The following is a 23062-nucleotide window of genomic DNA, read 5'->3' as shown; positions in this document are numbered from 1 at the left end:
GCGCGAGTTTTGATCCTCTCGCCCGTTTTGCTTCTCCTGCTTTGTTTCGTCCCGATTCGCTTTTGCCTCGCCCCGCCTTGCTTATGAACCGTCTGCTTCTGCCCCTGGTCGCCACCTCCGCGCTCGCGTTTGCCGCTGATTTTCCCAAGCCATTCAATTCCGAAAAGGGCGACCCGATGTCAGCCGAGGAAGCCGCCGCCACCATGGAGCTGCCACCGGGATTCAAATGCGTGGTCTTTGCCTCTGAACCGGACGTGCAGCAGCCCATCGCCATGGCCTGGGATGCCAAAGGCCGCCTCTGGGTTGCGGAAAACTACACCTATGCGGAAAACCCCGCCCGCTGGGACACCAACCTGCGCGACCGCATCATCATCCTGGAAGACAAGGACGGCGATGGCAAACACGACGACCGCAAGGTCTTCTGGGATCAGGGCGCTTACCTGACCAGTGTCGAGTGGGGTTACGGCGGAGCCTGGATTCTCAATGACGGCACCCTCGGTTTCATCCCGGATAAAAATGGCGACGACGTGCCCGATGGCCCGCCGGAGATCCTGCTGGACGGCTTCAATACCAAGACCATCGGCCATAACATCGTCAACGGCCTGCGCTGGGGACCGGACGGCTGGCTGTATGGCCGCCACGGCATCACCGATACCTCCGCCATTGGCGCGCCCGGCACACCGGATGAAAAGCGCACCCAGATCAACTGCTCCATCTGGCGTTATCATCCCACCCGCAAAATCTTCGAGGCCGTCGCCCACGGCGGCACCAATTCCTGGGGCCATGACTGGAATGCCGACGGCGAGCTTTTCATGATCAATACCGTCATCGGTCACCTCTGGCATGTCATCCCCGGGGCCTATTACCGCCGCATGTTCGGCACCCATTTGAACCCGTATGTGTATGAGATCATCGAGCAGACCGCCGACCATTTTCATTGGGACACCGGCGGTGAAAAATGGAGCGACATCCGCACTGGCATCAGCAACAAAACCCTCGAACTCGGCGGCGGTCACGCCCACGTCGGCATGCTCATCTATCAGGGCGGCACCTGGCCGAAGGAATACCATGGCAAGATGCTCACCTGCAACCTCCACGGACGTCGCATCAATGTGGATACATTGGAGCGCGAAGGCTGCGGTTACGTCGGCAAACACGCCCCCGATTTCATGCAGGCCAAAGACCCCTGGTTCCGCGGCCTCGACCTCCTCACCGGCCCCGACGGCAACGTCTTCGTCTCCGACTGGAGCGACTCCGGCGAGTGCCACGACAATGACGGCGTGCATCGGACCAGCGGCCGGATTTACAAGATTGTGTATGGGGAACAGAAGAAGGTTGGGCCGATTGATGTCGCAGCGATGAAAAATGAGGAGCTGGTCAAGCTACTCGGGAGTGAGAACAATTGGTGGGCTAGGATGGCGGGCCAGACGTTGATCGAGAAAATGGTGGCTTTGTCTGGGAATACCAATCTTCCAGCTGCTGAAGCAATGAAGCTAGTGAGCATCCTTGGCGATATACAGACCAGTGCCGAATCGGCAAAGCAGGCAAAGTTTACGGAGCTAGCTATTGCTGAACAGAATTTAAGCCAGTTCAAACATTCTTGGAGCCCTCACGAAGCTGATATTTTAAAGGATGAAGTTTTTGCAGCAAAATGGGTCGATGCTGCTGTGATCACAAGCAGTGTTTCTATGGGTCGCGATGTGTTGACTAGCCATGCTGAAAGCACGCCCTCAGGCCTAGTCCGCCTCCACCTCGCTTCCGCGTTGCAACGCTTGCCGTTAGACGCCCGCTGGCCCATCGCCACCGCCCTGGCCCAACGTGAAGAAGACGCCAACGACCGCCAGCAGCCCCTCATGATCTGGTACGGCATCGAACCTGCCGTGGCTGCGGATACCATGAAAGGCGTGGAGCTCATCGACAGTGCGAAGATTCCCACCGTGCGCCGTCTCGTTGCCCGCCGCATCACCGAGGAGATTGAAAAACAGCCGGCGGCAGTGGACGCCCTGGTCGCGCTCATGACGAAGGATGAAGTTGTCCGTGAAGACGTCCTGCACGGCATGGCCGCCGGGCTCAACGGCTGGAACAAAGCCCCGAAGCCCAAAGGCTGGGATGAGCTGGCGAAGCTCGTCAAAACAAGGAGTGAGGCCGTCCCGGCCTCAACCGATGAGGGCAAGATGCCCTCACTCCTTGAAGAAATCCAGCAGCTCTCCACCGTCTTCGGCGGCGGCCGCCCGATGGAAGAACTGATCCCCATCGTCCAGAACATCGAGGCCGATGCCTCCGCACGCTGCAATGCCTTCGCCAGCCTCACCCGCAGCGCCAAGCCCGAGCTACTTCCCATTTTGCTCAAACTCGTGAATGACAAAGTACTCGCCGTCCAGGCCCGCAGCGCCCTCGCCGCTTATGATGATGAAAAGGTACCCAAGGCCCTCATCCAGCCATGGCCCGTGCGCAGCCTGGATCAGCAAGTGGCCACCGTGGATACCCTCATCACCCGCGTCAGCTATGCCCATGCGCTGCTGAATTTCATCAAAGCCGGCCGCGTGCCACCTTCCGTCATCAGCCCCTACCAGGCCCGTGCCATCCTCAGCCTGGATGATAAAGCCCTCACCCAAAAGCTGACGGAAGTCTGGGGTGAACTTCGCGACACCCCGGAAGCCAAAAAAGAGGAGATGGAAAAATGGACCGCCATCCTCACTCCCGAGGCCCTGGCCAAAGGAGATGCCGCCCAAGGCAAGACGATGTTCATGACCGCCTGCGCCGCCTGCCACAAGCTCTACGGTGAAGGCGGCATGATCGGCCCCGACCTCACCGGTGGCGACCGCCACAAGCTGACCTACCTGTTAGAAAACATCATTGACCCCAGCGCCATCGTGCCGGCGGATTATCGCATGAGCATCTTCAAGCTCAAAGATGGCCGCACCCTCACCGGCGTCATCCCCGAGCAGAACCCCAAGACTCTCACCGTCCAGACCCCCGCCGAGCGCCTCATCCTGGAGCGCAGCGAGATCGCCGAGCAGCAGCAGCTCCCCATGAGCCTCATGCCCGAAGGCCTCCTCACCGCTCTGGGGGAGGAGAATGTTATTCATCTGATGGCGTACCTGCGGAGTCTCGGGCCTGTCAAATAATCATCTACTATACGACTCGCTGGTACAGCACCACATCAAGCCACCTGCCAAATTTATACCCCACCTCCCGCAAATGCCCGCTGCGCACAAAACCCTGCCGCTCATGCAGGCGAATGCTGGCGGCATTCTCCGCATCAATGACCCCGATCATCGCATGCACGCCCTGTGCCTGTGCCATTGCGATGAGCCGCTCCAGGAACAGCTTCCCCAGCCCCTGGCCGCGAAAGTGTGACTCCACATAGATGGAATGCTCCACCGTATGCTGATACGCCGGATGCGGACGAAACGGCCCATAGGTGGCGAAGCCTGCCAGCACGCCATCCCCACTCACCGCACCCAGCACCGGATAACCACCTTTTTGTTTGGCCTCCCACCACGCCTCCATGAAAGCCACTGAGCGCGGTTCGTATTCATAAAGTGCCGTCGAGTTTTCAATGGCCTCGTTAAAGATGGCGCGAATAGCCTCCAGATGTTCCGGGCTGCATGAGATCCACTTCATATTGCGTTATTGGTTAGGATCATCCAGCCGTTGCGGCCATGTTTTCCAAAGCATCACCCGTCACGCGCATGATGCGCCAGTCGCCCTTCATCTCCGCGCCCAGACTTTCATAAAAGCGGATGGCCGGGGTGTTCCAGTCCAGCACCGTCCATTCATAGCGCCCGCAGCCGCGCTCCTGGGCGATGCGCGCCACCGCCGTGATCAGCGTCTTGCCCAGCCCGCAGCCACGATGCGCCGGCTGCACATAAAGATCCTCCAGATGCAGCCCGGGCCGCGCGAGAAAGGTGGAGTAGTTTTGGAAAAACAATGCAAAGCCGACCGCCTGCCCGTCCACGCAGCCCATCAGCGCCTCCGCACACGGCCTCGGTCCGAAGAGTGTCTCCCGCAGTCCCTCCACCGTCGCCACCACCTCATGCGTCAGCTTTTCATACTCCGCCAGCTCCCGGATCAGCGCGAGAATGACCGGGACATCAGCTTCCGTGGCGGGGCGTGTGGAGAGGTGGTGCATGCTTGGTAATGAAGTTTAAGTCGGACCCCCGCTGCCATTCAACCATTAGTGCAGATGGCCCGATATTCAGCATCCGCACCTCAAGGATCGGCGCATCTTCGCCTAAAATCTCACGGCTGCATTGCCAAACGAAGGGTTCCCGCTATTCTCAACTCACCCATGTCCCTCGAAGCCACTCTCCAGTCCGCCGCAGAAGCAGGCCACCTGCTTCCTTCCAGCCTTGAAAACATCCAGGCCCTGCTCGCCGCCAGTGAAAATCCCGTCTATCGCGCCAGCATTGAGGAACTGGCCAATGGCAGCCAGTGGGCGGAGCTGAACGACCGCTTCTTCCAGGCACTCAAATTCGGCACCGGCGGTCTGCGTGGCCGAACGATTGGCAAAGTGGTCACCACCGCCGAGCGCGGCAGCGCCCCCGCCGACCAACGCCCGGACCACCCCTGTGTGGGCACCAATGCGATGAACTTTTACAACGTCGGGCGTGCCACGCGCGGCCTTGTGGCCTATGCCAAGGCCTATCGCGCCGCCGCCGGCCTGACGGGAAAACCGAGCCTGGTTTTTGCTCACGACACCCGTCATTTCTCGCCGGAGTTCGCCAAGCGCTGCGCCCAGATCGCCACGGAAAACGGCGCCGATGTTTACCTCTTCGACGGCTGCCGCGCCACCCCGGTCATGTCCTTTGCCGTGCGTCATCTGCGGGCGGATGCCGGCGTCATGCTCACCGCCTCCCACAACCCCGGCCATGACAATGGTTACAAGGTCAATTACAGCGACGGTGCCGGCATTGTGGAGCCCCACGCCACCGGCATTATCAAGGAGGTCAATGCCATCGCCGATGAAGCTTACACCCCGCTGCCTGCGGATGAGCAGGGCAAGCTCACCATCATCGGGTCCGAGATTGACAATGCCTACCTCCAGCGCGTGGAGACCATGATGCTCCAGCCGGAGCTGTTGAAAAATGAGAAGGCCAAAGAGCTCAAGATCGTCTTCACCGCCCTGCACGGCACCGGCGGCGTCATGGTCCCCGGCCTGCTGAAAAAGCTGGGATTCAATTACCTCACTGTGCCGGAGCAGGACATCCAGGACGGTCGCTTCCCCACCGTCAAATCGCCCAATCCGGAAAACGCCTCCGCATTGCAGATGGCCGTGGACCTGGCCAACAAAGAAGGCGCGGACATCATCATCGGCACCGATCCCGACTGCGACCGCATGGGCGTAGGCGTGCGCAATGCCGCCGGTGAAATGGTCCTCCTCACTGGCAACCAGACCGGCTCCCTCATGGGCTGGTACCGCCTGAAGACCATGTTTGACCTTGGCATCCTGAATGAGGCCAACAAAGACCACGCCGTCTTCCTCAAGACCCTTGTCACCAGCCCCATGCAGGACACCATCGCCGCCAAATTTGGCGTGCTGTGCGTGAATACCCTCACCGGTTTCAAATGGATCAGCGCCAAGCTGGCCAAATACGAAGCCGCCCTGCCTGCGGAAATCCTGGTCAAATATCGCGACCTGCCTGCCGCCGAATCCCGCGCTGCACGCCTCCAGCACAGCAAGTTCCTCGTCTTCGGCGGTGAGGAAAGCTACGGCTACATGGGCGATGACTTCAGCCGTGACAAGGATGGCAATGCCGCCGTCGTCATGTTTGCCGAGCTGGCCGCCTACGCTGCCTCCCGTGACCTCACCGTCGCCGGCCTGCTGGATGAAGTTTACGGCGATGTCGGTTACTTCCTGGAAGTGAACCAGAGCAAGCTTTTCGAAGGAGCCACCGGCGCCGCCAAGATCGCCGCCCTGGCCGACAGCTACGGGGCCAACCCGCCTGCTGAGGTAGATGGCAGCGCCGTGATCAAAGTCCGCGATTTCCGCCGCGATGAAATCTTTGACGAAGAGGGAGAAGTCCTGGCCAAGGAAAAGATGCTTTTCGTGGACCTGGCCGATGGCCGCAGCTTCGCTGTCCGCCCCTCCGGCACGGAGCCGAAGATCAAATACTACATGTTTGCCCGTCAGGTTCCTGCCGCTGGCAAGAAGCTTGGCAGCGAGGAGCTGGCGGCGGTGAAAACCAAAGTCTCCGCATCGCTGGAAAGCATGTGGGCCTGGCTGGAAAAAGACATTGATGCCCGTCTGGCGTAGCCCCCACCATCCAAGCCGCAATAATAATCAGCAGTCAGGGTTTGCCACAACCCCCAGACCGCCGATAGTCGCGCGCCCTTAGGTCATCTCCAAAGGGCCATTGCCACCCAATGAGCACCGCCCAAATGTCCCGACCTCCCCTGCACCGGCGGCCTGAGCTGCCGCCGCAGGAGCCGTTGAGCTGGCGCAACCCGGGGCATTGGTGGCGGCTGTGGAAGGGGGAGGACAGCTCCATTCTCACCACCGCCACGCGCAATTCCATGCTGCCCGTGCTCATTGAAGTCTTCGCCGGATTCTCCAAGCTGGATGGCGAGGTGGAGGAGGAGGAGATCGAATCCTCCCTTGGCTACCTGCGTTATGACTACAGCGGCGCCATCTATGCGGACATGCGCCGTCTTTATTTTGAGGCGCTCCAGCAGCCGCAGGACCTCGCCCAGCGTGCCAAGGAACTCAGCAATGAGCTCACCATGGAGCAGAAGATCCTCCTCTGCGTCCAGCTCTACCTGCTCATCTCCAGCTCACTGACCAACCAGCGTCAGATGGTGGAGTTTTACCTCTTCATGACCAACTTGGGCATCGCCGCCCAGGCCATTGACATCGTTTACCAGCTCAATGCTGGCGACAAACCGGCCGAAGAAGACTTCACCAGCAAGAGCGGCCAGCCACTGGAAACCCTGCGCATCGGCTCCGGCGAGACTTGTGATGTCCTGCTCCGCTCCCTTTCGCCGGAGTGCTCCGTTGTCGCCTTCCGGTTTCAGAACCTCGTCCTGTTGAAGAACACCGGCGGCATCCCCATCCTGGTCCGCAGCCGCCGCCAGCCACCGGGGGATTTCTCCCGTCTTTATCCGGGGGAGCGCGTTGTGCTGGAGGACGTCACGCTGGATTACAACGACCTCATCTCCTACTTCAATTCCAAGAAGACGGTTACCGGCTCCCAGCTCTACCTCACGCTCACCGATTCCGGCGATGCCGAGATCGCCCAGCAGCGTGCCCGTGGCACCAATCTGCGCGTCAGTTTCGGCCTGGGCGTTTCCGTCGAAGCTCTCCGCAATACGGATGCCACCATCAACGGCATCGCCCTCAAAGAAGGCGTCATTGTCGAGGCGTCCATTGAGGACAGCATCATCGCCCAGGGGGATATTGAAATCTCCCTCCGCGACCTGCGCGTGCGCGCCCAGGAATTTGGCGGCCAGTTTCGCCTGGAAGGCAGCCGCAATACCTACCTCGTCTCCAACAAACCCGAGCTGCTGGAGGAAGGAGACATTCTCCTCTCTGAGGATACTGAGGGCGAAATCCTCCTTCGCATTGAGTGCAACTATGCCCAGAAACATGGCGAGCTGGAAGTCCTCCGCAGCTCCCGCCCCATCTACGTCGGCCAGATCCCCGTGCGGGACCGCATCATGCTCAGTGATGGGGACACCATCACTCTGGGCGAGGGCCAGTTCCTGCGCTGCCATTTTAGCGACCGTATCATCGAGGAGGAGCGCAACACCATCCGCCAGATGGAAATCCGCGAGCTGTCCCACCGATTCGACGGTCGTGATACCGCCCTGGACGGCATCAGCTTCATCGCCCGCCGGGGTGAGATGATCTGCGTCATGGGTCCCAGCGGCTGCGGCAAAAGCACCCTCCTGCGCGTGCTCGGCGGCCAGTTAAAAACGAAGGGCGGTGAGGTGCTGATGAACGGCCTCTCGCTATACAACAACCTCCCCAATCTCACCCCCTACATCGCCTACATCCCTCAGGAGGACGCTTTTGACCCCCTCCTCAAGGTGCAGGAAAACCTGGACTTCTCCGTCGCTGTCCGCTGCCCGCATTTGAAGACCGAGGAGCGCCGCAAGCGCGTCGAGGCCAAGCTGGCCGAACTCGGCCTGGCCGACATGCGCAAACGCCTCGCTGGTACCCCGCAGCAAAAATTCCTCTCCGGTGGCGAGCGAAAGCGTCTCAATGCCGGCCTGGACATGATCGGCATCTCCGATGTCTATCTCTTCGATGAACCCACCTCCGGACTGTCCTCCAAGGACAGCGAGCACGTTCTCGAGATCATCCGCAGCCTCGCCCGCAACAAGATCGTCCTCACCTCCATCCACCAGCCCAGCATGCGGCTGCTGCAGATGTTTGATAAGGCCTTGCTTCTCGATAAAGGCGGCAAAATGGCCTACTTCGGCACGCCCCAGGGCATGATCGAATATTTCTGGAAGGCCTATAACGACGAGACCGGCCAGCGCGAGGCCGAGATGCCCACCAACCTCACCCCCGACTTCGTCTTCGATGTCTTAGAAACACCCCTGCGCGACATCAGTGGCGACATCATCCAGGAACGCAGCGCCGACGGTCACCTCGTTGCCGCCCGCCGTTTCCCGCCGAATTTCTGGCGCGACCGTTACCAGAGCCACCTCATGCTGGAGAGCATGGCCAAGGCCCAGGCCTTCCCTGGCAGCACCAATCTCATCGCCCGTCCCCGGGAGGACACCGCCTCCAGCCCCCGCTCCCGGGCCATGCCCAAGCCGCCCAAGCACACGCTGCGGGAGGAGAGCATCCTTTTTTACACCCTGCTGAAGCGCGCCTTTCTCAGCAAGCTGCGCAATCGTACCAACCTCCTCACCACCCTGCTGGAGGCCCCTTTGCTCGGCTTCCTCATCGCCAGTGTATTGAAGTACAGCGAGGAGGAGAACTACACCTTCGCCACCGCCTTTCACATCCCCACCTATCTCTTCATGAGCCTCGTTGTGGCCATGTTCCTGGGGCTGACCAACAGTGCCGATGAGATCATCCGTGACCGCCACACCCTCAGCCGGGAGCGCAATCACAACCTCCGTACCTTCTATTACCTCAGCGGCAAGATCATTTCCCTGAGCACTTTCGCGCTCATCCAGTGCTTCATCTACCTGCTCATTGGCAATAACGTCCTGGAGATCCGTGACATGTTCTTCATCCATCTCTGGTGGATGTTTGTCACCGCCCTCACCGGCATCTGCCTGGGCCTGCTCATCTCCAGCATTGTCTCGGATAACCGCACCGCCATCAATGCCATCCCGCTCATTCTCATCCCGCAGATCATCCTCGGCGGAGCCCTCATCAAGTATGAGGAGATGAACAAGAACCTGGACTTTGTCTATTCCATGCAGCGCTGGATGGACAAGGCCGGCATCACTGAGGAAAGCGAGCCCAGCAAGCTCAAGGTCCCCTTCATCTGCCAGTTCATGCCTCTGCGCTGGAGCTATGAGGCCATGCTCATCTCCCAGGCCAAACTGAACCCTCTCACCTCCGCCCAGGACCAGCTCGAGGCCCGTATGCAGGAGCTCATCAACCTGCCGCCTGAGATCAAAATGACCTCCGACCAGCAGCGCGACCTGGAGGCCGCCAAGCAGGGCCTCGCCGTCGTCTCCGGCCTCTATGCTCGCAACGAGCGCGAGGCCGCCTCCAAGCTGAAGGAGATCCGCAATGCCACCATGCGTGGCCGCGTCACTCCCGAACTGCTTCAAAGCGCCCTCGAGCAGGAGGACGGCGTCAGCGCCGAGGAAGTCTATGTCAACCGCAAGGTCCTGGACCTCGTGACCAAGGCCGAAATGGAGCGTGAAGACTACCGCCGCAAGATCAGCCCGAACGTCTTCTTTGGCACCGTGAAGCGCTACTTTGGAACCGATTTCGATACCCTCTGGATCAACACCGTCGTCATCTTCCTGACGTTGGCTTTCCTTATTGCCGGCGTTGAAATCTCCCTCCGCCGCCAGCTCACCCGCGTCTGAGTACAGTATTCATCACTCTCCGAGTGATGCGATCCAGGGCAACGCATCGCATTTCAATACGCATTCCATTTCTCAATTAATTCCCTTTTGCGGCCTCCCAAACCCATCACTCGGAGAGTGATGAATACTGTGCTCCGAGTGATGTGATCCAGAGCAACGTCTGCCCTTCTCTACTCCGTCTCGGCTGACAGGGCGAATCGCCGGATACCCAGCTTTCCTTTGCCGGTTCTTCATGACATTAAACATCCAAAAACATCGCTAAAAATTCGGCATTCAATCCTTCCGCAAATCCCCACATCTGTTCCCCCTGTTGCGCCCCGCAACACCGGAACACCCCTCCACCTCATCTCGAATTATCCCGCCATTTTCCGAACTCCCACAGTCTCAACGGTTTAAATCTGGCTGATCATCGTTGGCACCGCATCTGCCATAGGAGTGACCTGCTTACCTCAAGCATCACACTCCCATGAAACCCTCCCTCCCGATCCGCCTCAGAGGCACCCTCGCTTTGCTCATGCTCAGCGCCGGGCTGGCCCTTTCGCCAGCCGTCACCCATGCCGGTGAAAAGAACACCCTCTCGCCCGTCATCGAGCCGCCGCCATCCCCGTGGCTTCACGCGCTGTTGAAGGTGGATGTTTCAGACCACTACATCACCCCTCGCGGCCTCAACATTGAAAACCAGGGTCTCATCATCCAGCCCCTCTTCCTCATCTTCTCCAACCTCTATTCCAATCCGGACGGTTTCATCAATGACGTCACACTGACCACCGGTGTCTGGACCTCCATTCACACCCGTTCCTCCGGTCCTGAAGACGGCAACTGGAACGAAGTGGACCCCATCGCCGGACTGGCCTTCAAATTCGCCAAATACTGGCAGTTCGATGTCAACTACACCGCCTTTGAGAGCATGGTGTCCGCCTTCCCGACCTCCCATCACCTGGAATTGAAGCTGTCGTTCAATGATGCGGCTTACACCGGAAACAAGACCTTCTCCATCAATCCCTACGTCGCCTTTTGGAAGGAATTGAGCGACAAAGCCACCGTGCGCTTCAATGCCGACACCTCCAGTGAGAGCCACTACTTCACCCTGGGCATGACGCCCACGATTGATTTGAAAAAGGTGAAGTTCGAATTCCCCACCTTCTTCAACTACACGGACAACGATTTCTACCAGCAGTTTGACGGCACCGGCGGCGGCTCCGGCATCGCGGTCATCCGCACTGGCATCCAGGCCACCGTGCCGCTGAACTTTGTCCCGAAAAACATGGGCTTTTGGTCCGTGTATGCCGGCGTCAAATACTATCACCTGAACAACCCCGGCCTGCTGGATGGCAACATGGTCCTCGGCGCGGATGGCTCCCGCGAACGCAACCTCGTCCAGTTTCACGGCGGCATCTCCATCTTCTTTTAGTCAAACCCGGCACGCGATCCGCATCAAACCGCCTCAACCCCGCACGCACACCCATCATGGACATGAACGCCCCTTTAAGCATCGAGGCCGAGCCCTACACCTTTGACCTTCTGCCAGCCAAGTGCGCCCTGCTCATCATCGATATGCAGCGTGATTTTTTGGAGCCGGGCGGCTTTGGTGAAATGCTGGGAAACGACGTCTCCCAGCTCCGCCAGGCCATCGTGCCTAACCAGGAGTTGCTCGCCGCCTGGCGTGCCGCAGGCCTTCAGGTCCTGCACACCCGCGAAGGCCACCGCCCGGATCTGGCCGACCTGCCGCCTGCTAAAAAAGTGCGCGGCCACGGGGCCAAAACGATTGGCGATTCCGGTCCCATGGGCCGCATCCTCATCCGTGGCGAAGAAGGACACGACATCATTCCTGAACTCTATCCGCTCCGGGGGGAACCTGTGATAGACAAGCCAGGCAAAGGGGCCTTCTTCGCCACGGACCTTCACGCCATCCTTCAAAACCTTGGCATCACCCAGCTCGTCGTCACCGGCGTCACTACTGAGGTCTGTGTCAACACCACCGTCCGCGAGGCCAATGATCGCGGCTACGAGTGCCTCGTCCCGGAGGACTGCGTCGCCTCCTACTTCCCCGTCTTCCAGGAGATGGGGCTGAAAATGATCAAAGCCCAGGGGGGCATCTTCGGGTGGGTCACCCACTCCTCCTGGATCATCCCTCATCTGGCCTAACTGCATATGAATCACATCGCTCAAGAAACTCAACGTTACTCCCGTCATGACCGCCCCTAACAAACCTAAAATCTGGACGCCCGGAGACTGGAACGCCTTTTTCGGCTTCGGCACCAATATCCTCGTCAATCTTCTCACGCTCACTGCGCTTCTGCGTTTTGTGCTGAAGATGCCGGATGACATCGTCTTCGGACGCATCCTCCCCGCCACCGGCCTCATGCTCTGCATGAGCACCATCTACTATGCCTGGCTGGCTTACAAGCTGGCTTTGAAAACCGGGCGCAACGATGTCTGTGCGCTGCCCTCCGGGACCAGTGTGCCGCACATGTTTGTGGTCGTCTTTGTCATCATGCTGCCCATCTCCTTGCAGACGGGAGATCCGATCAAAGGCTGGGAGGCCGGATTGACCTGGGTCTTCATCCAAAGCTTCGTGCTTATGATCGGCGGTTTCATCGCCCCGGTCATCCGCAAGATCACTCCGCGCGCCGCCCTGCTCGGCACCCTGGCCGGTGTATCCATCAGCTTCATCTCCATGCGCCCGGCTTTGGAAATGTTCACCACGCCGGTCATTGGTGTGGTTTGTTTTGCTATCATCCTGCTGAGCTGGTTCGGCGGTGTGCGTTATTATAAAGGCATCCCGGCAGGTCTCATCGCCATCGCTGTGGGCAGCATCATCGCCTGGGGCTCCAATTTATTCGGCCTCAATTATGGCGACATGACCCTGGCCAAGCTCACCGGTTCCTTTGCCAACTTCGGCTTCTCGGTTCCGCTTCCTGCTGTCGGCCACATCTTCTCCGGCTTTGAATTCCTGGGTGTCATCCTGGTCACCGCCATTCCCTTTGGCATCTATGATTTGGTGGAGGCCCTGGACAATGTCGAGAGTGCCGCTGTCGCCGGAGACGACTTTCCAACAACGCGCGTGCTGACCGCCGACGGTGTCATCAGCCTCGTCGGTTGCTGCCTGGGGAATCCCTTTATCAATGCCGTTTACATTGGGCATCCAGGCTGGAAATCCATGGGCGGCCGCATCGGGTATTCCGCCGCCACGGGGGTGGTGGTCATCCTCTTCTGCACCTTTGGCATCATCTCTCTGATGTCATCGCTGATCCCCATCGTCGCCATTTCACCCATTTTGTTATACATCGGCATGCTCATCGGTGCGCAGGCTTTCCAGGAGACGCCCAAGAGCCACGCTCCGGCCATCATCCTTGCTCTCACGCCGCACCTCGCTGCCTGGGGCAAGCTGCTTATTGATAACTCCCTCGGTGCCGCAGGTACCAATGCCGCTGCCGTCGGTATGGAAAAACTGGGCCAGGTGGGAGTGCTCTATCATGGCCTGGAGGTGCTTGGTGGCGGGGCTATCCTCAGCGGAGTCATCCTGCCGGCCATCGCCGTCTTCGTCATTGATCGCAAATTTGCCATCGGAGCCTACTTTGCTCTCACGGGTGCCATGCTGACCTTCTTCGGTCTCATGCACGGGGAGCAGATCGGCATTGGCGAATCTCCGGTCATTGCTTGCAGTTATGTCATGGTGGCCCTGGTCCTGGCGGGCTGCGCCAAGTATGCCGTTGTGGCTCCCAAGCCTGCCGAGGAAGAAGAGGTGCACGGGCATCTCCCCATGGCGGCTGACTGACAATGTTTGGTGTTGATGATACTCCGGGTGGTTCTGCGGTCTGGTTAACCGCAGGACCACCCGAATCTGGTTCACTCTTTGCTGTTAACGATCCATTCCAAAAATTCTGATCCCATGCCCTACATCGAAGCCGATCCCTATCCCTGGCCTTACAATGGTGACCTCCGTCCGGAGAACACGGCCTTCCTGGTCATAGACATGCAGACCGACTTTTGCGGCCCCGGTGGTTATGTGGACAAGATGGGCTACGATCTCAGCCTCACCCGCGCACCCATTGAGCCCATCAAAAAAGTCTTCGGAGCCGCTCGCGCCAAAGGCTACCACATCATGCACACCCGCGAGGGCCACCGCCCGGATCTTTCGGATCTCCCGGCTAACAAAAAGTGGCGCAGCCAGCGTATCGGTGCGGGCATTGGTGAAGCAGGACCCTGCGGGCGCATCCTGACCCGTGGCGAGCCCGGCTGGGATATCATTCCTGAGCTGTATCCCCTGCCTGGGGAGGCGGTCATTGACAAACCTGGCAAAGGCTCCTTTTACGGCACCGATCTGGACATGCTGCTGCGGCAGAAGGGCATCCTGAACATCGTCCTCGCAGGCATCACCACGGATGTCTGCGTGCATACCACCATGCGGGAGGCCAATGACCGGGGCTTTGAATGCCTGCTGCTTTCCGACTGCACCGGAGCCACCGATTACGGTAACTATCTGGCCGCCTTGAAAATGATCAAAATGCAGGGCGGCGTCTTTGGTGCCGTCAGTGATTCCGCCGCCTTCATCCAGGCCATCCAGGCCTAACGTTTGTTAATATCATCCGCCCAAAACTTCCACTCGCCATGTGCCCTGGCATTCATATGATGCCGCCCTGTTGTGACTTCCGACGATCCTCCCTCATCCCCAGGCTTCAGCTTCCCTCACTTTGAGCTGAAGGACATTTTCAACATCCTTCAAAGGGAAGATGACATTCCGTGGAGTTATTTCCGTGACGGTGTGGACATCTACCGGTTTTATGGCGATGGCATTAGCGGTCCCACGGCCGCCCTCATCCGCTTCCGCAAAGAGGCCCGTGTGCCCATGCATCTGCATGAAGGCTGGGAGCACATCCTCGTGCTGGCCGGCAGTCAGCGTGACCAGAACGGCATCATCCATGCCGGCTCCCTGCGCATCCATCCCCCCGGCACCTATCACAGCGTGGTCAGTGAGGCCGGTTGCATCGTCCTGGCCATTTATGAAAAACCCGTCCGCTTCATGGAGCGGCCCGTAAAATTGGAAGATGACCCGGCCTCCCATGAATGAATTAGAAGATAACAGACCTGTCATGGAAGCAGGACTGGAATACTAACATCCCTATGTTTAGAATTCCTGTCCAGCATGACCAAACGACCAGCCATCAAGCCACCGCGCCAGTCCAAGGGCGGCAAACTGCCGGATGTAAAGACCGGTTCGATTGAAGAGCATTTTCGTCTGCTGGTGGAGAACATCGGCGATGTGCTCTGGTTCAAGGAGGTGGATCCGCCGCGCTTCTCCTATGTCAGCCCGGCCTTTGAGCGCATCTGGGGGGTGAGCCTGGCTGAGCTGCGTGAGCACCCGGAGCTGTGGGGGGAGTCCATCTATCCCGATGATCAGAAGGCCGTCAGTGCGGCCCTGCGGCGCTGGCTCAGTGGCAAGACGCAGGATTATGAGGTGCATTACCGTGTGCAGGGACGGGACGGTAAGGTGCGCTGGCTGGCGGACCGGGGCATCGTCCTCTCGCGAAAAGACGGCCTCCCACACCAGATCGGCGGCATCGCCCGTGACATTACTGAGCGCGAGGCGGCCGAGGCGATGAACCGGAGGCTGGCCGCCGTGGTGGAGACGACGGATGACTCCATCATCACGATGGATCTCGAGGGCAGGATTGACACCTGGAATGCGGGGGCCGAACGCATCTTTGGTTATACTCAGGAGGAGACGGTGGGCAAAATGATGTCATTTCTGCGGCCCCCGCAGGCGGAGGATGATGAGGCCGTCTTCAAGCGCATGATCGAGCGCGGCCTGCGCATTGACCACTATGAGACTCAGAGGCGGCACAAGAACGGTGACATCCTGGACGTCTCGCTGACCATTTCCCCCATTCTGGATGTCAACGGCCGGCTGGTCGGGTTCTCCAAAATTTCCCGCGACATCACAGAGCGCAAGCAGGCGGAGCAGACCATTCTGCGACTGAATGCGGAGCTGGAGCAGCGGGTGGAAGAGAGGACGGCGGAACTGCGCGGCCAGATCGCCGCACGCAGACAGCTTGAGGAGGAGATCCTGCGCATCAGTGAACGTGAGCAGCGGCGCATCGGCCAGGATTTGCATGATGACCTGGGCCAGCAGCTTGCCGGAGCGTGGATGATGGCGGATGTGCTAGCGCGCAGGCTGGCTGCCAGCGGCGCGCACGAGCAGGAGCCCGCCAGCAAGCTATGCGCGCTGCTGGGCAAGTCCCTGAACCACACGCGCTCCCTGGCACGCGGCCTGGATCCGGTGGCCCCGGAACAGGGCGGACTTGGCGCGGCCTTGAAGAACCTGGCGGAGCGCTCGGCCGATTTGTTTGGCATTTCCTGCCAGTTTGAATCCCGTGCCGAGGTCATGCTGGAGGATCAAAAAGGCGCCATTCACCTTTACCGCATTGCGCAGGAGGCGATCAACAATGCGGTGCGGCATGGGCGTGCCCAGAATGTGCGCATCCGGCTTTCCACGCGAGGACCTAAAGCCGTCCTGAGTGTCATTGACGACGGTCTTGGCATCAAGGAAACGGCCGCCATGCATGAAGGCATGGGGCTGCGCATCATGCGCTACCGCTCAGAGATGATTACCGGTACGCTTGAAATTAAGAAGGCTGCAAAACGCGGCACCTGTGTTACCTGCTCCTTTCCACTCTCTGCCACTTCGAAAACCGTTTCCACTGCCCATGGCCCCGAAAAGCTCTGATCACACAGCCTCTCCCAAACGTGTACTGATTGTGGATGACCACCCGGTTTTCCGTGCGGGGCTCACCGGACTTGTCGGCATGGAGCCTGACCTGGCCGTATGCGGGGAGGCGCATGATGCCGCCCAGGCCATGGCCGCCATTTCACGATTCAAGCCTGACCTGGTGATGATGGACATGAGCCTGCCTGACAAGAGCGGTCTGGAAGCGCTGAAAGATGTGCGCGCTGAGCATCCACAGATCCCGGTGCTGATGATCTCCATGCATGACGAGACGCTGTATGCGGAGCGTGTCATCCGTGCAGGCGGACGTGGCTACATCATGAAGCAGGAGGGCCCGGAGAGGGTCATCCATGCCATTCGCAAAGTGCTCGCCGGCGGCATTTCCGTGAGCGAGCGCATTTCCAGCCTGATCCTGGATGCGCTGGCCGGCTCCCAAGGTCCGCAACAGGAGGGCGCCTCTGTCACCAAACTGACTGACCGCGAGTTTGAAGTCTATCGCCTCATCGGCCAGGGCAAGGAGCCGCAGGAGGTCGCGCGCCTGCTGCATCTCAGCGTCAAAACGGTGGATACCCACCGCAGCCAGATCAAACGGAAGCTCGGCTTGAAAAACAATACCGAGCTGGTCCATCACGCCACACGCTGGGCTGCGGAACAAGCATGATCCGGATCCGTCCGGAAACTGAGAGCATCCCAGCAAAATGCTGAGATACGGAACGCCAGGATGCCCATTGGCGCGACTGATGAGGTGTGGCAAAGGTTAGCTGTCGCAGCTGGTGCTGCGGTTCACCGCAAGTGCGGATGTCAGATAACCCCAACTCCTCCATCAGTATGAACACAATGCTCGAACTCTCCATGGATGCCCAGTATGACACGGCCGCTGCTTTCCTGATTTTTGCCGGTGCGATCGCCGCCAAACTTTGGTTCAACTACAAGAACCAGACCGCAAGCACCGCCGGGATGCAACAATAACATCAGGGGCACTGACTGGTCCGTCCCCCTGCAAGGCGGACGGACCGGTTGCAGTGAATCATTTATAATACCGCATTTCAAAAAAGCAGTGCAGCCGCCGCCGAGCCTCAGGCCGGGCGGCTATTTTTGTTGCGACCTCGACCTGCCGGGCCGCAGATTTCAAAGACGTTCCTGATTGGCAGAAAGGATGGTGGGCAGTATGCTGTACCAGAGGATGCTTGTTCTTGGTGCAGACCTGCTCGCACGCAATAAAAACACAGAAATTGTTATCCATGGTTCCTGGACCAACCGTAATTTGGCCGCAAAAAAAAATCTTTGAATGCCTGCAAACCTTTTTCCTGACAAGCCGCTTGCAGAACAGCCCACACGTTCTCTTACAACCAATACGCTGGCGCAGCTCAGTGCCATCACTGGCGTGGAGTATGATCATGAAAGGGCGAAGATTGCCATCAGCAATGCCACCCGGGCGGATGCCGATCCGCTGAGCCAGCTTGTCAGCGCGGCAGCGGAGGTTTACCTGCATGTCTCCCCGGTGCGCATGCCGCTGGCGGAGCTGGTATGGCAGGCGCACAATGACACGCCGGTGGTCATCTGGTCCGCCAGGGAGCAGACCTGGATCGTCATTACCTTTGCAGGCTGGCTGCGCCTTCGCATGGCGGACGGGGATCATCCCAGCCAGCGCTACACTCTGACGCGCAAGGATCTGGTCAAAAGGCTGGAACTGGGCAGCGTTGATGACGTCGTTGAAGCCGGGATCGTGCATCCGCAGCGTGCAGCGCATGACATCAGCATCCATGCGGCACATGCACGGCTTGCGCAAATGTACGGCAGCCAAGTGCACGGACCTCACGCCCATGGCCATGGTCATGACCATGGTCACACGCATGTCAGCCCGGTGACGCGTTTTTTCCGGCTGTTAAAGGCGGAGCGGCAGGACATCGTCACTCTGCTGATCTTTTCCGTGTTCTCCGGCATTCTTTACCTGGCGGCACCGATGGCTGTGGATGCGGTGGTGAGCAATCTGGCCTTCGGCGGGCAGTCGCAGCCCTATCTCCAGGCGCTGATCATCGTGGGGCTGGCTCTCATGGCGGCCCTGTCGTTGCAGGCGGTGATCACGGGCCTGCAATATTATGTCTCTGATATCATCCAGCGGCGCATCTTTGTGCGTGCGGCGGCGGACCTGGCGTATCGGCTGCCACGGGTGCGGGCGGAATCGCTGGAGAGCGTCCACGCGCCGGAACTGGTGAACCGCTTCCTGGATGTGGTGACAGCGCAGAAGAGTACGGCGCTGCTGTTGCTGGACGGGGTGAACCTGATCTTTGGCAGCCTCATCGGCATGATGCTGCTGGCGCTGTATCACCCGCTGCTGCTGCTGTTTGTGGCGCTGCTGCTCATCCTTATCATCCTGGTGCTGTGGCTGTGCGGGCGCGGCGCGGTGGAGACGAGCATCGCCGAGTCCCGCACCAAATATGACCTGGTGAACTGGTTTGAGGAGATCGCCGCTTATCCGTTTCTGTTCAAAGGCCCCGGCGGTTACGACCTGGCCTTTGAGCGCTCTAACCAGCTTGCCTCTGAATACGTCACCCGCCGCGCCAAGCATTTCCGGGTGGTCATGCGGCAGATCATCGGCCTCCTCATCCTTTCCGTGCTGGCTGGCGCGGCGTTGCTGGTGATGGGCGGCTGGCTGGTGGTCAGCCAGCAGATCACCCTGGGCCAGCTTGTGGCCAGTGAGCTGATCATGAGCGCCATTGTGGTCTCCCTGGCCAAGATCGGCAAGAAGCTGGAGGCCTGGTATGACTTAATGGCCGCCATGGACAAGTTGGGCCATATTTTTGACCTGGAGATCGAGCGAGAATCCGGCGAGCAGCCCGTCAGGACTGCGATGGGCGCTTCCATTGTGGCGGACAGCATCACCTTTGGATACACGGAAAACATTCCGCTGTTTAACAGCCGGACCTTTGTCATCCAGCCAGGCACCCGCGTGGCCATCGTGGGGCCGCATGGAGCGGGGGCCAGCTCCCTGCTGGACATGCTCTTTGGCCTGCGCACGCCCACCAGCGGTCACATCGCCATTGACGGGCTGGATCTCAGAAGCTGGTATCTGGAGGCCCTGCGCGACCACGTGCAGCTCTTGCGCCGGGAAGAGATTGTGGATGCCACCGTGGTGGAAAATCTGCGCCTGGGGAGGCCGGACATTGGCATGGATGAGATCCGCGAGGCGCTGGAGAAGGTGGGCCTGCTGGACACTCTGCTGGCCCGGCCGGAAGGGCTGAACCTGAGGCTGAAGATCGGCGGTGCACCGCTGTCCGGCAACCAGCGCACCCGGCTGCTGCTGGCACGCTCCCTGGTGCAGCGTCCGCGCCTGCTTCTCATTGATGAGCTGTTTGACAGCCTGGATCCCGAATCCTTCGCCATTCTGTCTGATGCCATCTTGGATAAAACTCTGCCATGGACCGTTATTCTGACGACCCGTGACCGCGATGTGACGCAGCTCTGTGACCAGGTCATTGAGCTGAGCCCCTTCAAGCTGACAGACGGCACCGCCTCCACCCAGATCAAAGGCTGATCCCTTTCTGAAATGACTGACTTTGCCAATACTCCGCAACTCCCCGCCCTTTCCCTGGCGGGTTCGGCGCGTTACACGCGCCTCTTCAGCCGGCTGCTGGTGCTGGCATTCTTGCTGTTAGTCATCGGCATCCTGTTCCTGCCCTGGCGGCAGTTTGTCTCCGGCACCGGCCGGGTCATTGCCTTCAACCCGCTGGACCGGCGTATCAATGTGGAGGCCCAGGTCTCCGGCCGGGTGAAGCACCTTCATGTGGTGGAAGGCCAGCGTGTGAAGAAGGGTGATCTCATCATCGAGATCCAGGACAATGACCCGAACCTGATCGCCAACCTGAAAGCGCAGCGGGAGGCGATCGAAAGCCGGCGCAACTTTGCCATCGGGCGGGTGGAATCGCTCATTGCCCAGGTAACGCAGCAGGAGCTGGCCAAAGCGCAGGCCATTGACGGGGCGGAGCAGCGGGTGGCGGCGGCCAAGATCGCGGCTGAAACATCCATGCTCAATTACACGCGTACGCATGCCCTGTTTGAAAAAGGGCTGACCTCCCAGCGGGAGCATGAACTGGCCACGCTGCAGCGTGATTCCACCGCTGCCGACCTGAAGTCCGCGCAGGCGGCGCTGAACCGGACCAGCAATGACTTTGACGCCACGATCGCTTCCATCCATGCGCAAAAAGGCTCCGCGCATGGAGATGTGGCTTCTGCGGAACGGGATCTGTCGGTCATAGATGTGCAGATCAACCAGACGCTGAGGCAGATTGTGGAGGCGCCGCGTGATGGCATCGTCCTGCAGGTGGCGGCCACGGACGGCACCTACCTGCGGCCGGGTTCCCTGATCTGCGTGATCATTCCGGAGACGGACAGCCGGTTTGTGGAGATCTGGGTGAACGGCAACGACATGCCGCTCATCCATGCCCGCAGCGAGGTGGACGGCAAGGTGATTCCTGGCAACCAGGTGCGCCTGGCCTTTGAAGGCTGGCCGGCGGTGCAGATGATCGGCTGGCCGCAGCTGGCCATCGGCACCTTCGGTGGCGAGGTGGTGTTTGTGGATGCCACCGATGATGGTATGGGCCGCTTCCGCGTCGTCGTCGGTCCATCGGATGATGTGGTGGACCGGGGGGATGGCCAGGGGGCCGTGAAGGTGGGCTGGCCGGACAAGGACCGGTGGCTGCGCCAGGGCGTACGAGCGAACGCCTGGGTCATGCTGAACGAGGTGCCTCTATGGTTTGAATTGTGGCGGCAGATCAACGGCTTCCCGCCTTTGATATCGAATACTGACGGTAAACTCGACCCCACGAAGAAATGAAGAACATCTTTTTGGTTATCCTTTTCGGCGTGGCTCTTACCCAGGCCACTTTTGCTGAAAAGCCGCTGCTGCTGGGGGAGGTGCTGGCCAGTGTGCAGACACAATATCCGCCCTATCTGGCGGCCCTGATCGAGCAGGACATCGCCAATGGCCGGGCGCGGCAGGCGCAAGGAGCCTTTGATCTCAATCTGAATGTCGGCGGGGCGTTCAGGCCGGCGGGTTATTATGACGGGCAGTCGGGCTATGCTGTACTGGACCAGCCGCTGCCTTTCTGGGGCGGCAATGTCTATGGTGGCTACCGGCTGAGCAGCGGCTTTCTGCCGAACTACAACAAGGACCGCACCAGTACAGACGGGGAGGCGGTGCTGGGTTTCCGGGTGCCGCTGCTGCGTGATGGAACGATCGACCGCCGCCGGGCGGCCTTCTGGCAGTCGCAGATTGACCAGGAGCTGGCGGATCCGATCATCCTGCGGCAGTATCTGGACTTCATCCGGGCGGCCACCATTTCCTATTACAACTGGGTGGCCGCCGGCCAGCGGCTGACGCTGACGGAGGAACTGCTGCGCATCGCCAAGGACCGGGATTCCGCCATCGCTGAGCAGGTGAAGCGCGGTGCCTCAGCACCGATTGTGCAGATTGACAACCAGAGGCTGGTGGTCAGCCGTGAGATCGCCGTGGTGCAGGCGCTGCGGCGGTTTCAGGCAGCGGCCATTGAGCTGTCCCTTTTCCATCGCTCCCGGGAGCTGGCGGAGCCTGTCATCAGCCCGCGTGAACGTGTGCCGGCGGCCTTTCCTCCGCATCCCCGGCCGGATGAAGGCGAGGTTACCGCCGCTATCGCCAGGGCGGCCATTTTCCGGCCGGAAATCCGCCGCATCGAGCTGACGATTGAGAAGAACGAGATCGACCGCCAGCTCGCCAAAAACAACATGCTGCCGAATCTGGACGTCGGTGTCGAGGCGAACCAGGCCACCGGCGGCAACCTGCCAAAGGACCTGGAGCGGACGGAGATCGAGGCGAAGATCGAGTTTAAGATGCCGCTTCAACGCCGCGAGGCCAGAGGCCGGATCGAGGTGGCCGAGGCCCTGATCCAGCGGCTGAACAATGACAGGCAGTTCGCCCGTGACCGCATCGCCGCCGATGTACGCGACAGCCACAGTGCCATCATTGCGGCCTATGATGCACTGTTGCAAACCCGCAAGAACATGGATCTTTCCCAGCAGCTCGAAGCAGCGGAGAATGAGCGTTTGAAGCAGGGCGCCACAGATCTGCTGGCCCTGCAAATCCGCGAGCAGGCCACCTTTGATGCCAAGGTGCTGGAGGTGGAGGCTCAGGCAGAATATTTTCGAGCCCAAGCCAACTTCCGCGCCGCCACTGCGGCGGATGCACCATCCAGCCTGGCGCGGTGAGGCTGGGGCAACCCTGCGGGTTGAGGGGACCCAATGCGCTCATGCCATCTTCGTCATCCTCTGGGCAGGATGGCATGATGAGTGCTT

The 23062-nt window shown here is 59.8% G+C and carries 16 protein-coding genes; 14 read left to right on the top strand and 2 right to left on the bottom strand.

What is annotated here, in order from left to right:
• The first annotated feature begins 83 nt into the window (after positions 1–83).
• Positions 84–3128, top strand: coding sequence for a PVC-type heme-binding CxxCH protein (locus tag WJU23_RS01200; protein WP_346330696.1), 3045 nt, complete (start codon positions 84–86; stop codon positions 3126–3128).
• A 7-nt stretch (positions 3129–3135) separates the two neighbouring features.
• Here WJU23_RS01200 and WJU23_RS01195 read toward each other — a convergent pair whose 3' ends face one another.
• Together WJU23_RS01195 and WJU23_RS01190 are read right to left on the bottom strand one after the other, a co-directional pair.
• Complete coding sequence (locus WJU23_RS01195) at positions 3136–3627, bottom strand: N-acetyltransferase family protein (RefSeq protein WP_346330695.1); 492 nt, start codon at positions 3625–3627, stop codon at positions 3136–3138.
• 19 nt (positions 3628–3646) lie between these two features.
• On the bottom strand, positions 3647–4135 hold the full coding sequence (locus tag WJU23_RS01190) for a GNAT family N-acetyltransferase (protein WP_346330694.1): 489 nt from the start codon (positions 4133–4135) through the stop codon (positions 3647–3649).
• A 159-nt stretch (positions 4136–4294) separates the two neighbouring features.
• Here WJU23_RS01190 and WJU23_RS01185 point away from each other — a divergent pair, with 159 nt between their 5' ends.
• The 13 genes from WJU23_RS01185 (at position 4295) to WJU23_RS01125 (ending at position 22975) form a co-directional block, all read left to right on the top strand.
• Positions 4295–6259 (top strand): phospho-sugar mutase, encoded by a 1965-nt coding sequence (locus tag WJU23_RS01185; protein ID WP_346330693.1) that lies wholly within the window; start codon positions 4295–4297, stop codon positions 6257–6259.
• Positions 6260–6384: 125 nt separating this feature from the next.
• Positions 6385–10008 (top strand): ATP-binding cassette domain-containing protein, encoded by a 3624-nt coding sequence (locus tag WJU23_RS01180; RefSeq protein WP_346330692.1) that lies wholly within the window; start codon positions 6385–6387, stop codon positions 10006–10008.
• A 466-nt stretch (positions 10009–10474) separates the two neighbouring features.
• Positions 10475–11419, top strand: a complete 945-nt coding sequence (locus WJU23_RS01175; RefSeq protein WP_346330691.1) for a hypothetical protein — start codon at positions 10475–10477, stop codon at positions 11417–11419.
• 62 nt (positions 11420–11481) lie between these two features.
• Positions 11482–12153 (top strand): cysteine hydrolase, encoded by a 672-nt coding sequence (locus WJU23_RS01170; protein ID WP_346330690.1) that lies wholly within the window; start codon positions 11482–11484, stop codon positions 12151–12153.
• Positions 12154–12199: 46 nt separating this feature from the next.
• Complete coding sequence (locus WJU23_RS01165) at positions 12200–13786, top strand: regulator (RefSeq protein ID WP_346330689.1); 1587 nt, start codon at positions 12200–12202, stop codon at positions 13784–13786.
• Between the two features lie 114 nt (positions 13787–13900).
• Complete coding sequence (locus tag WJU23_RS01160) at positions 13901–14581, top strand: isochorismatase family cysteine hydrolase (RefSeq protein ID WP_346330688.1); 681 nt, start codon at positions 13901–13903, stop codon at positions 14579–14581.
• 72 nt (positions 14582–14653) lie between these two features.
• Positions 14654–15079, top strand: coding sequence for a cupin domain-containing protein (locus tag WJU23_RS01155; RefSeq protein WP_346330687.1), 426 nt, complete (start codon positions 14654–14656; stop codon positions 15077–15079).
• Between the two features lie 75 nt (positions 15080–15154).
• Positions 15155–16735 carry a PAS domain S-box protein gene (locus WJU23_RS01150; protein WP_346330686.1) on the top strand — a complete coding sequence of 527 codons (1581 nt, stop codon included), beginning with the start codon at positions 15155–15157 and terminating at the stop codon, positions 16733–16735.
• Entirely contained in the window at positions 16716–17396 is a 681-nt protein-coding gene (locus WJU23_RS01145; RefSeq protein ID WP_346330685.1) for a response regulator transcription factor, read from the top strand. Before WJU23_RS01150 ends, WJU23_RS01145 begins: the two co-directional genes overlap by 20 nt.
• A 176-nt stretch (positions 17397–17572) precedes the next feature.
• Positions 17573–17704 carry a hypothetical protein gene (locus tag WJU23_RS01140; RefSeq protein WP_346330684.1) on the top strand — a complete coding sequence of 44 codons (132 nt, stop codon included), beginning with the start codon at positions 17573–17575 and terminating at the stop codon, positions 17702–17704.
• A 319-nt stretch (positions 17705–18023) separates the two neighbouring features.
• Positions 18024–20270 (top strand): ATP-binding cassette domain-containing protein, encoded by a 2247-nt coding sequence (locus tag WJU23_RS01135; RefSeq protein WP_346330683.1) that lies wholly within the window; start codon positions 18024–18026, stop codon positions 20268–20270.
• Positions 20271–20282: 12 nt separating this feature from the next.
• Positions 20283–21569: an HlyD family efflux transporter periplasmic adaptor subunit gene (locus WJU23_RS01130; protein ID WP_346330682.1), complete on the top strand. Its 1287-nt coding sequence runs from the start codon at positions 20283–20285 to the stop codon at positions 21567–21569.
• The gene (locus WJU23_RS01125) at positions 21566–22975 is read left to right on the top strand and encodes a TolC family protein (RefSeq protein ID WP_346330681.1); all 1410 of its coding nucleotides are present in this window, start codon (positions 21566–21568) and stop codon (positions 22973–22975) included. Before WJU23_RS01130 ends, WJU23_RS01125 begins: the two co-directional genes overlap by 4 nt.
• Positions 22976–23062: the final 87 nt, after the last annotated feature.

The sequence above is a fragment of the Prosthecobacter sp. SYSU 5D2 genome (genome assembly GCF_039655865.1).
Taxonomy (GTDB): Bacteria; Verrucomicrobiota; Verrucomicrobiia; order Verrucomicrobiales; family Verrucomicrobiaceae; genus Prosthecobacter.
The sequence above is the reverse complement of the archived record's forward strand: the minus strand, read 5'-3'. Positions and strand labels throughout refer to the sequence as shown.

What these genes read in the sequence shown, in the direction of transcription:
- WJU23_RS01200 (WP_346330696.1), top strand. Translation starts at nt 84, where the DNA reads ATGAACCGTCTGCTTCTGCCCCTGGTCGCCACCTCCGCGCTCGCGTTT.
- WJU23_RS01195 (WP_346330695.1), bottom strand. Translation starts at nt 3,627, where the DNA reads ATGAAGTGGATCTCATGCAGCCCGGAACATCTGGAGGCTATTCGCGCC.
- WJU23_RS01190 (WP_346330694.1), bottom strand. Translation starts at nt 4,135, where the DNA reads ATGCACCACCTCTCCACACGCCCCGCCACGGAAGCTGATGTCCCGGTC.
- WJU23_RS01185 (WP_346330693.1), top strand. Translation starts at nt 4,295, where the DNA reads ATGTCCCTCGAAGCCACTCTCCAGTCCGCCGCAGAAGCAGGCCACCTG.
- WJU23_RS01180 (WP_346330692.1), top strand. Translation starts at nt 6,385, where the DNA reads ATGTCCCGACCTCCCCTGCACCGGCGGCCTGAGCTGCCGCCGCAGGAG.
- WJU23_RS01175 (WP_346330691.1), top strand. Translation starts at nt 10,475, where the DNA reads ATGAAACCCTCCCTCCCGATCCGCCTCAGAGGCACCCTCGCTTTGCTC.
- WJU23_RS01170 (WP_346330690.1), top strand. Translation starts at nt 11,482, where the DNA reads ATGAACGCCCCTTTAAGCATCGAGGCCGAGCCCTACACCTTTGACCTT.
- WJU23_RS01165 (WP_346330689.1), top strand. Translation starts at nt 12,200, where the DNA reads ATGACCGCCCCTAACAAACCTAAAATCTGGACGCCCGGAGACTGGAAC.
- WJU23_RS01160 (WP_346330688.1), top strand. Translation starts at nt 13,901, where the DNA reads ATGCCCTACATCGAAGCCGATCCCTATCCCTGGCCTTACAATGGTGAC.
- WJU23_RS01150 (WP_346330686.1), top strand. Translation starts at nt 15,155, where the DNA reads ATGACCAAACGACCAGCCATCAAGCCACCGCGCCAGTCCAAGGGCGGC.
- WJU23_RS01145 (WP_346330685.1), top strand. Translation starts at nt 16,716, where the DNA reads ATGGCCCCGAAAAGCTCTGATCACACAGCCTCTCCCAAACGTGTACTG.
- WJU23_RS01140 (WP_346330684.1), top strand. Translation starts at nt 17,573, where the DNA reads ATGCTCGAACTCTCCATGGATGCCCAGTATGACACGGCCGCTGCTTTC.
- WJU23_RS01135 (WP_346330683.1), top strand. Translation starts at nt 18,024, where the DNA reads ATGCCTGCAAACCTTTTTCCTGACAAGCCGCTTGCAGAACAGCCCACA.
- WJU23_RS01130 (WP_346330682.1), top strand. Translation starts at nt 20,283, where the DNA reads ATGACTGACTTTGCCAATACTCCGCAACTCCCCGCCCTTTCCCTGGCG.
- WJU23_RS01125 (WP_346330681.1), top strand. Translation starts at nt 21,566, where the DNA reads ATGAAGAACATCTTTTTGGTTATCCTTTTCGGCGTGGCTCTTACCCAG.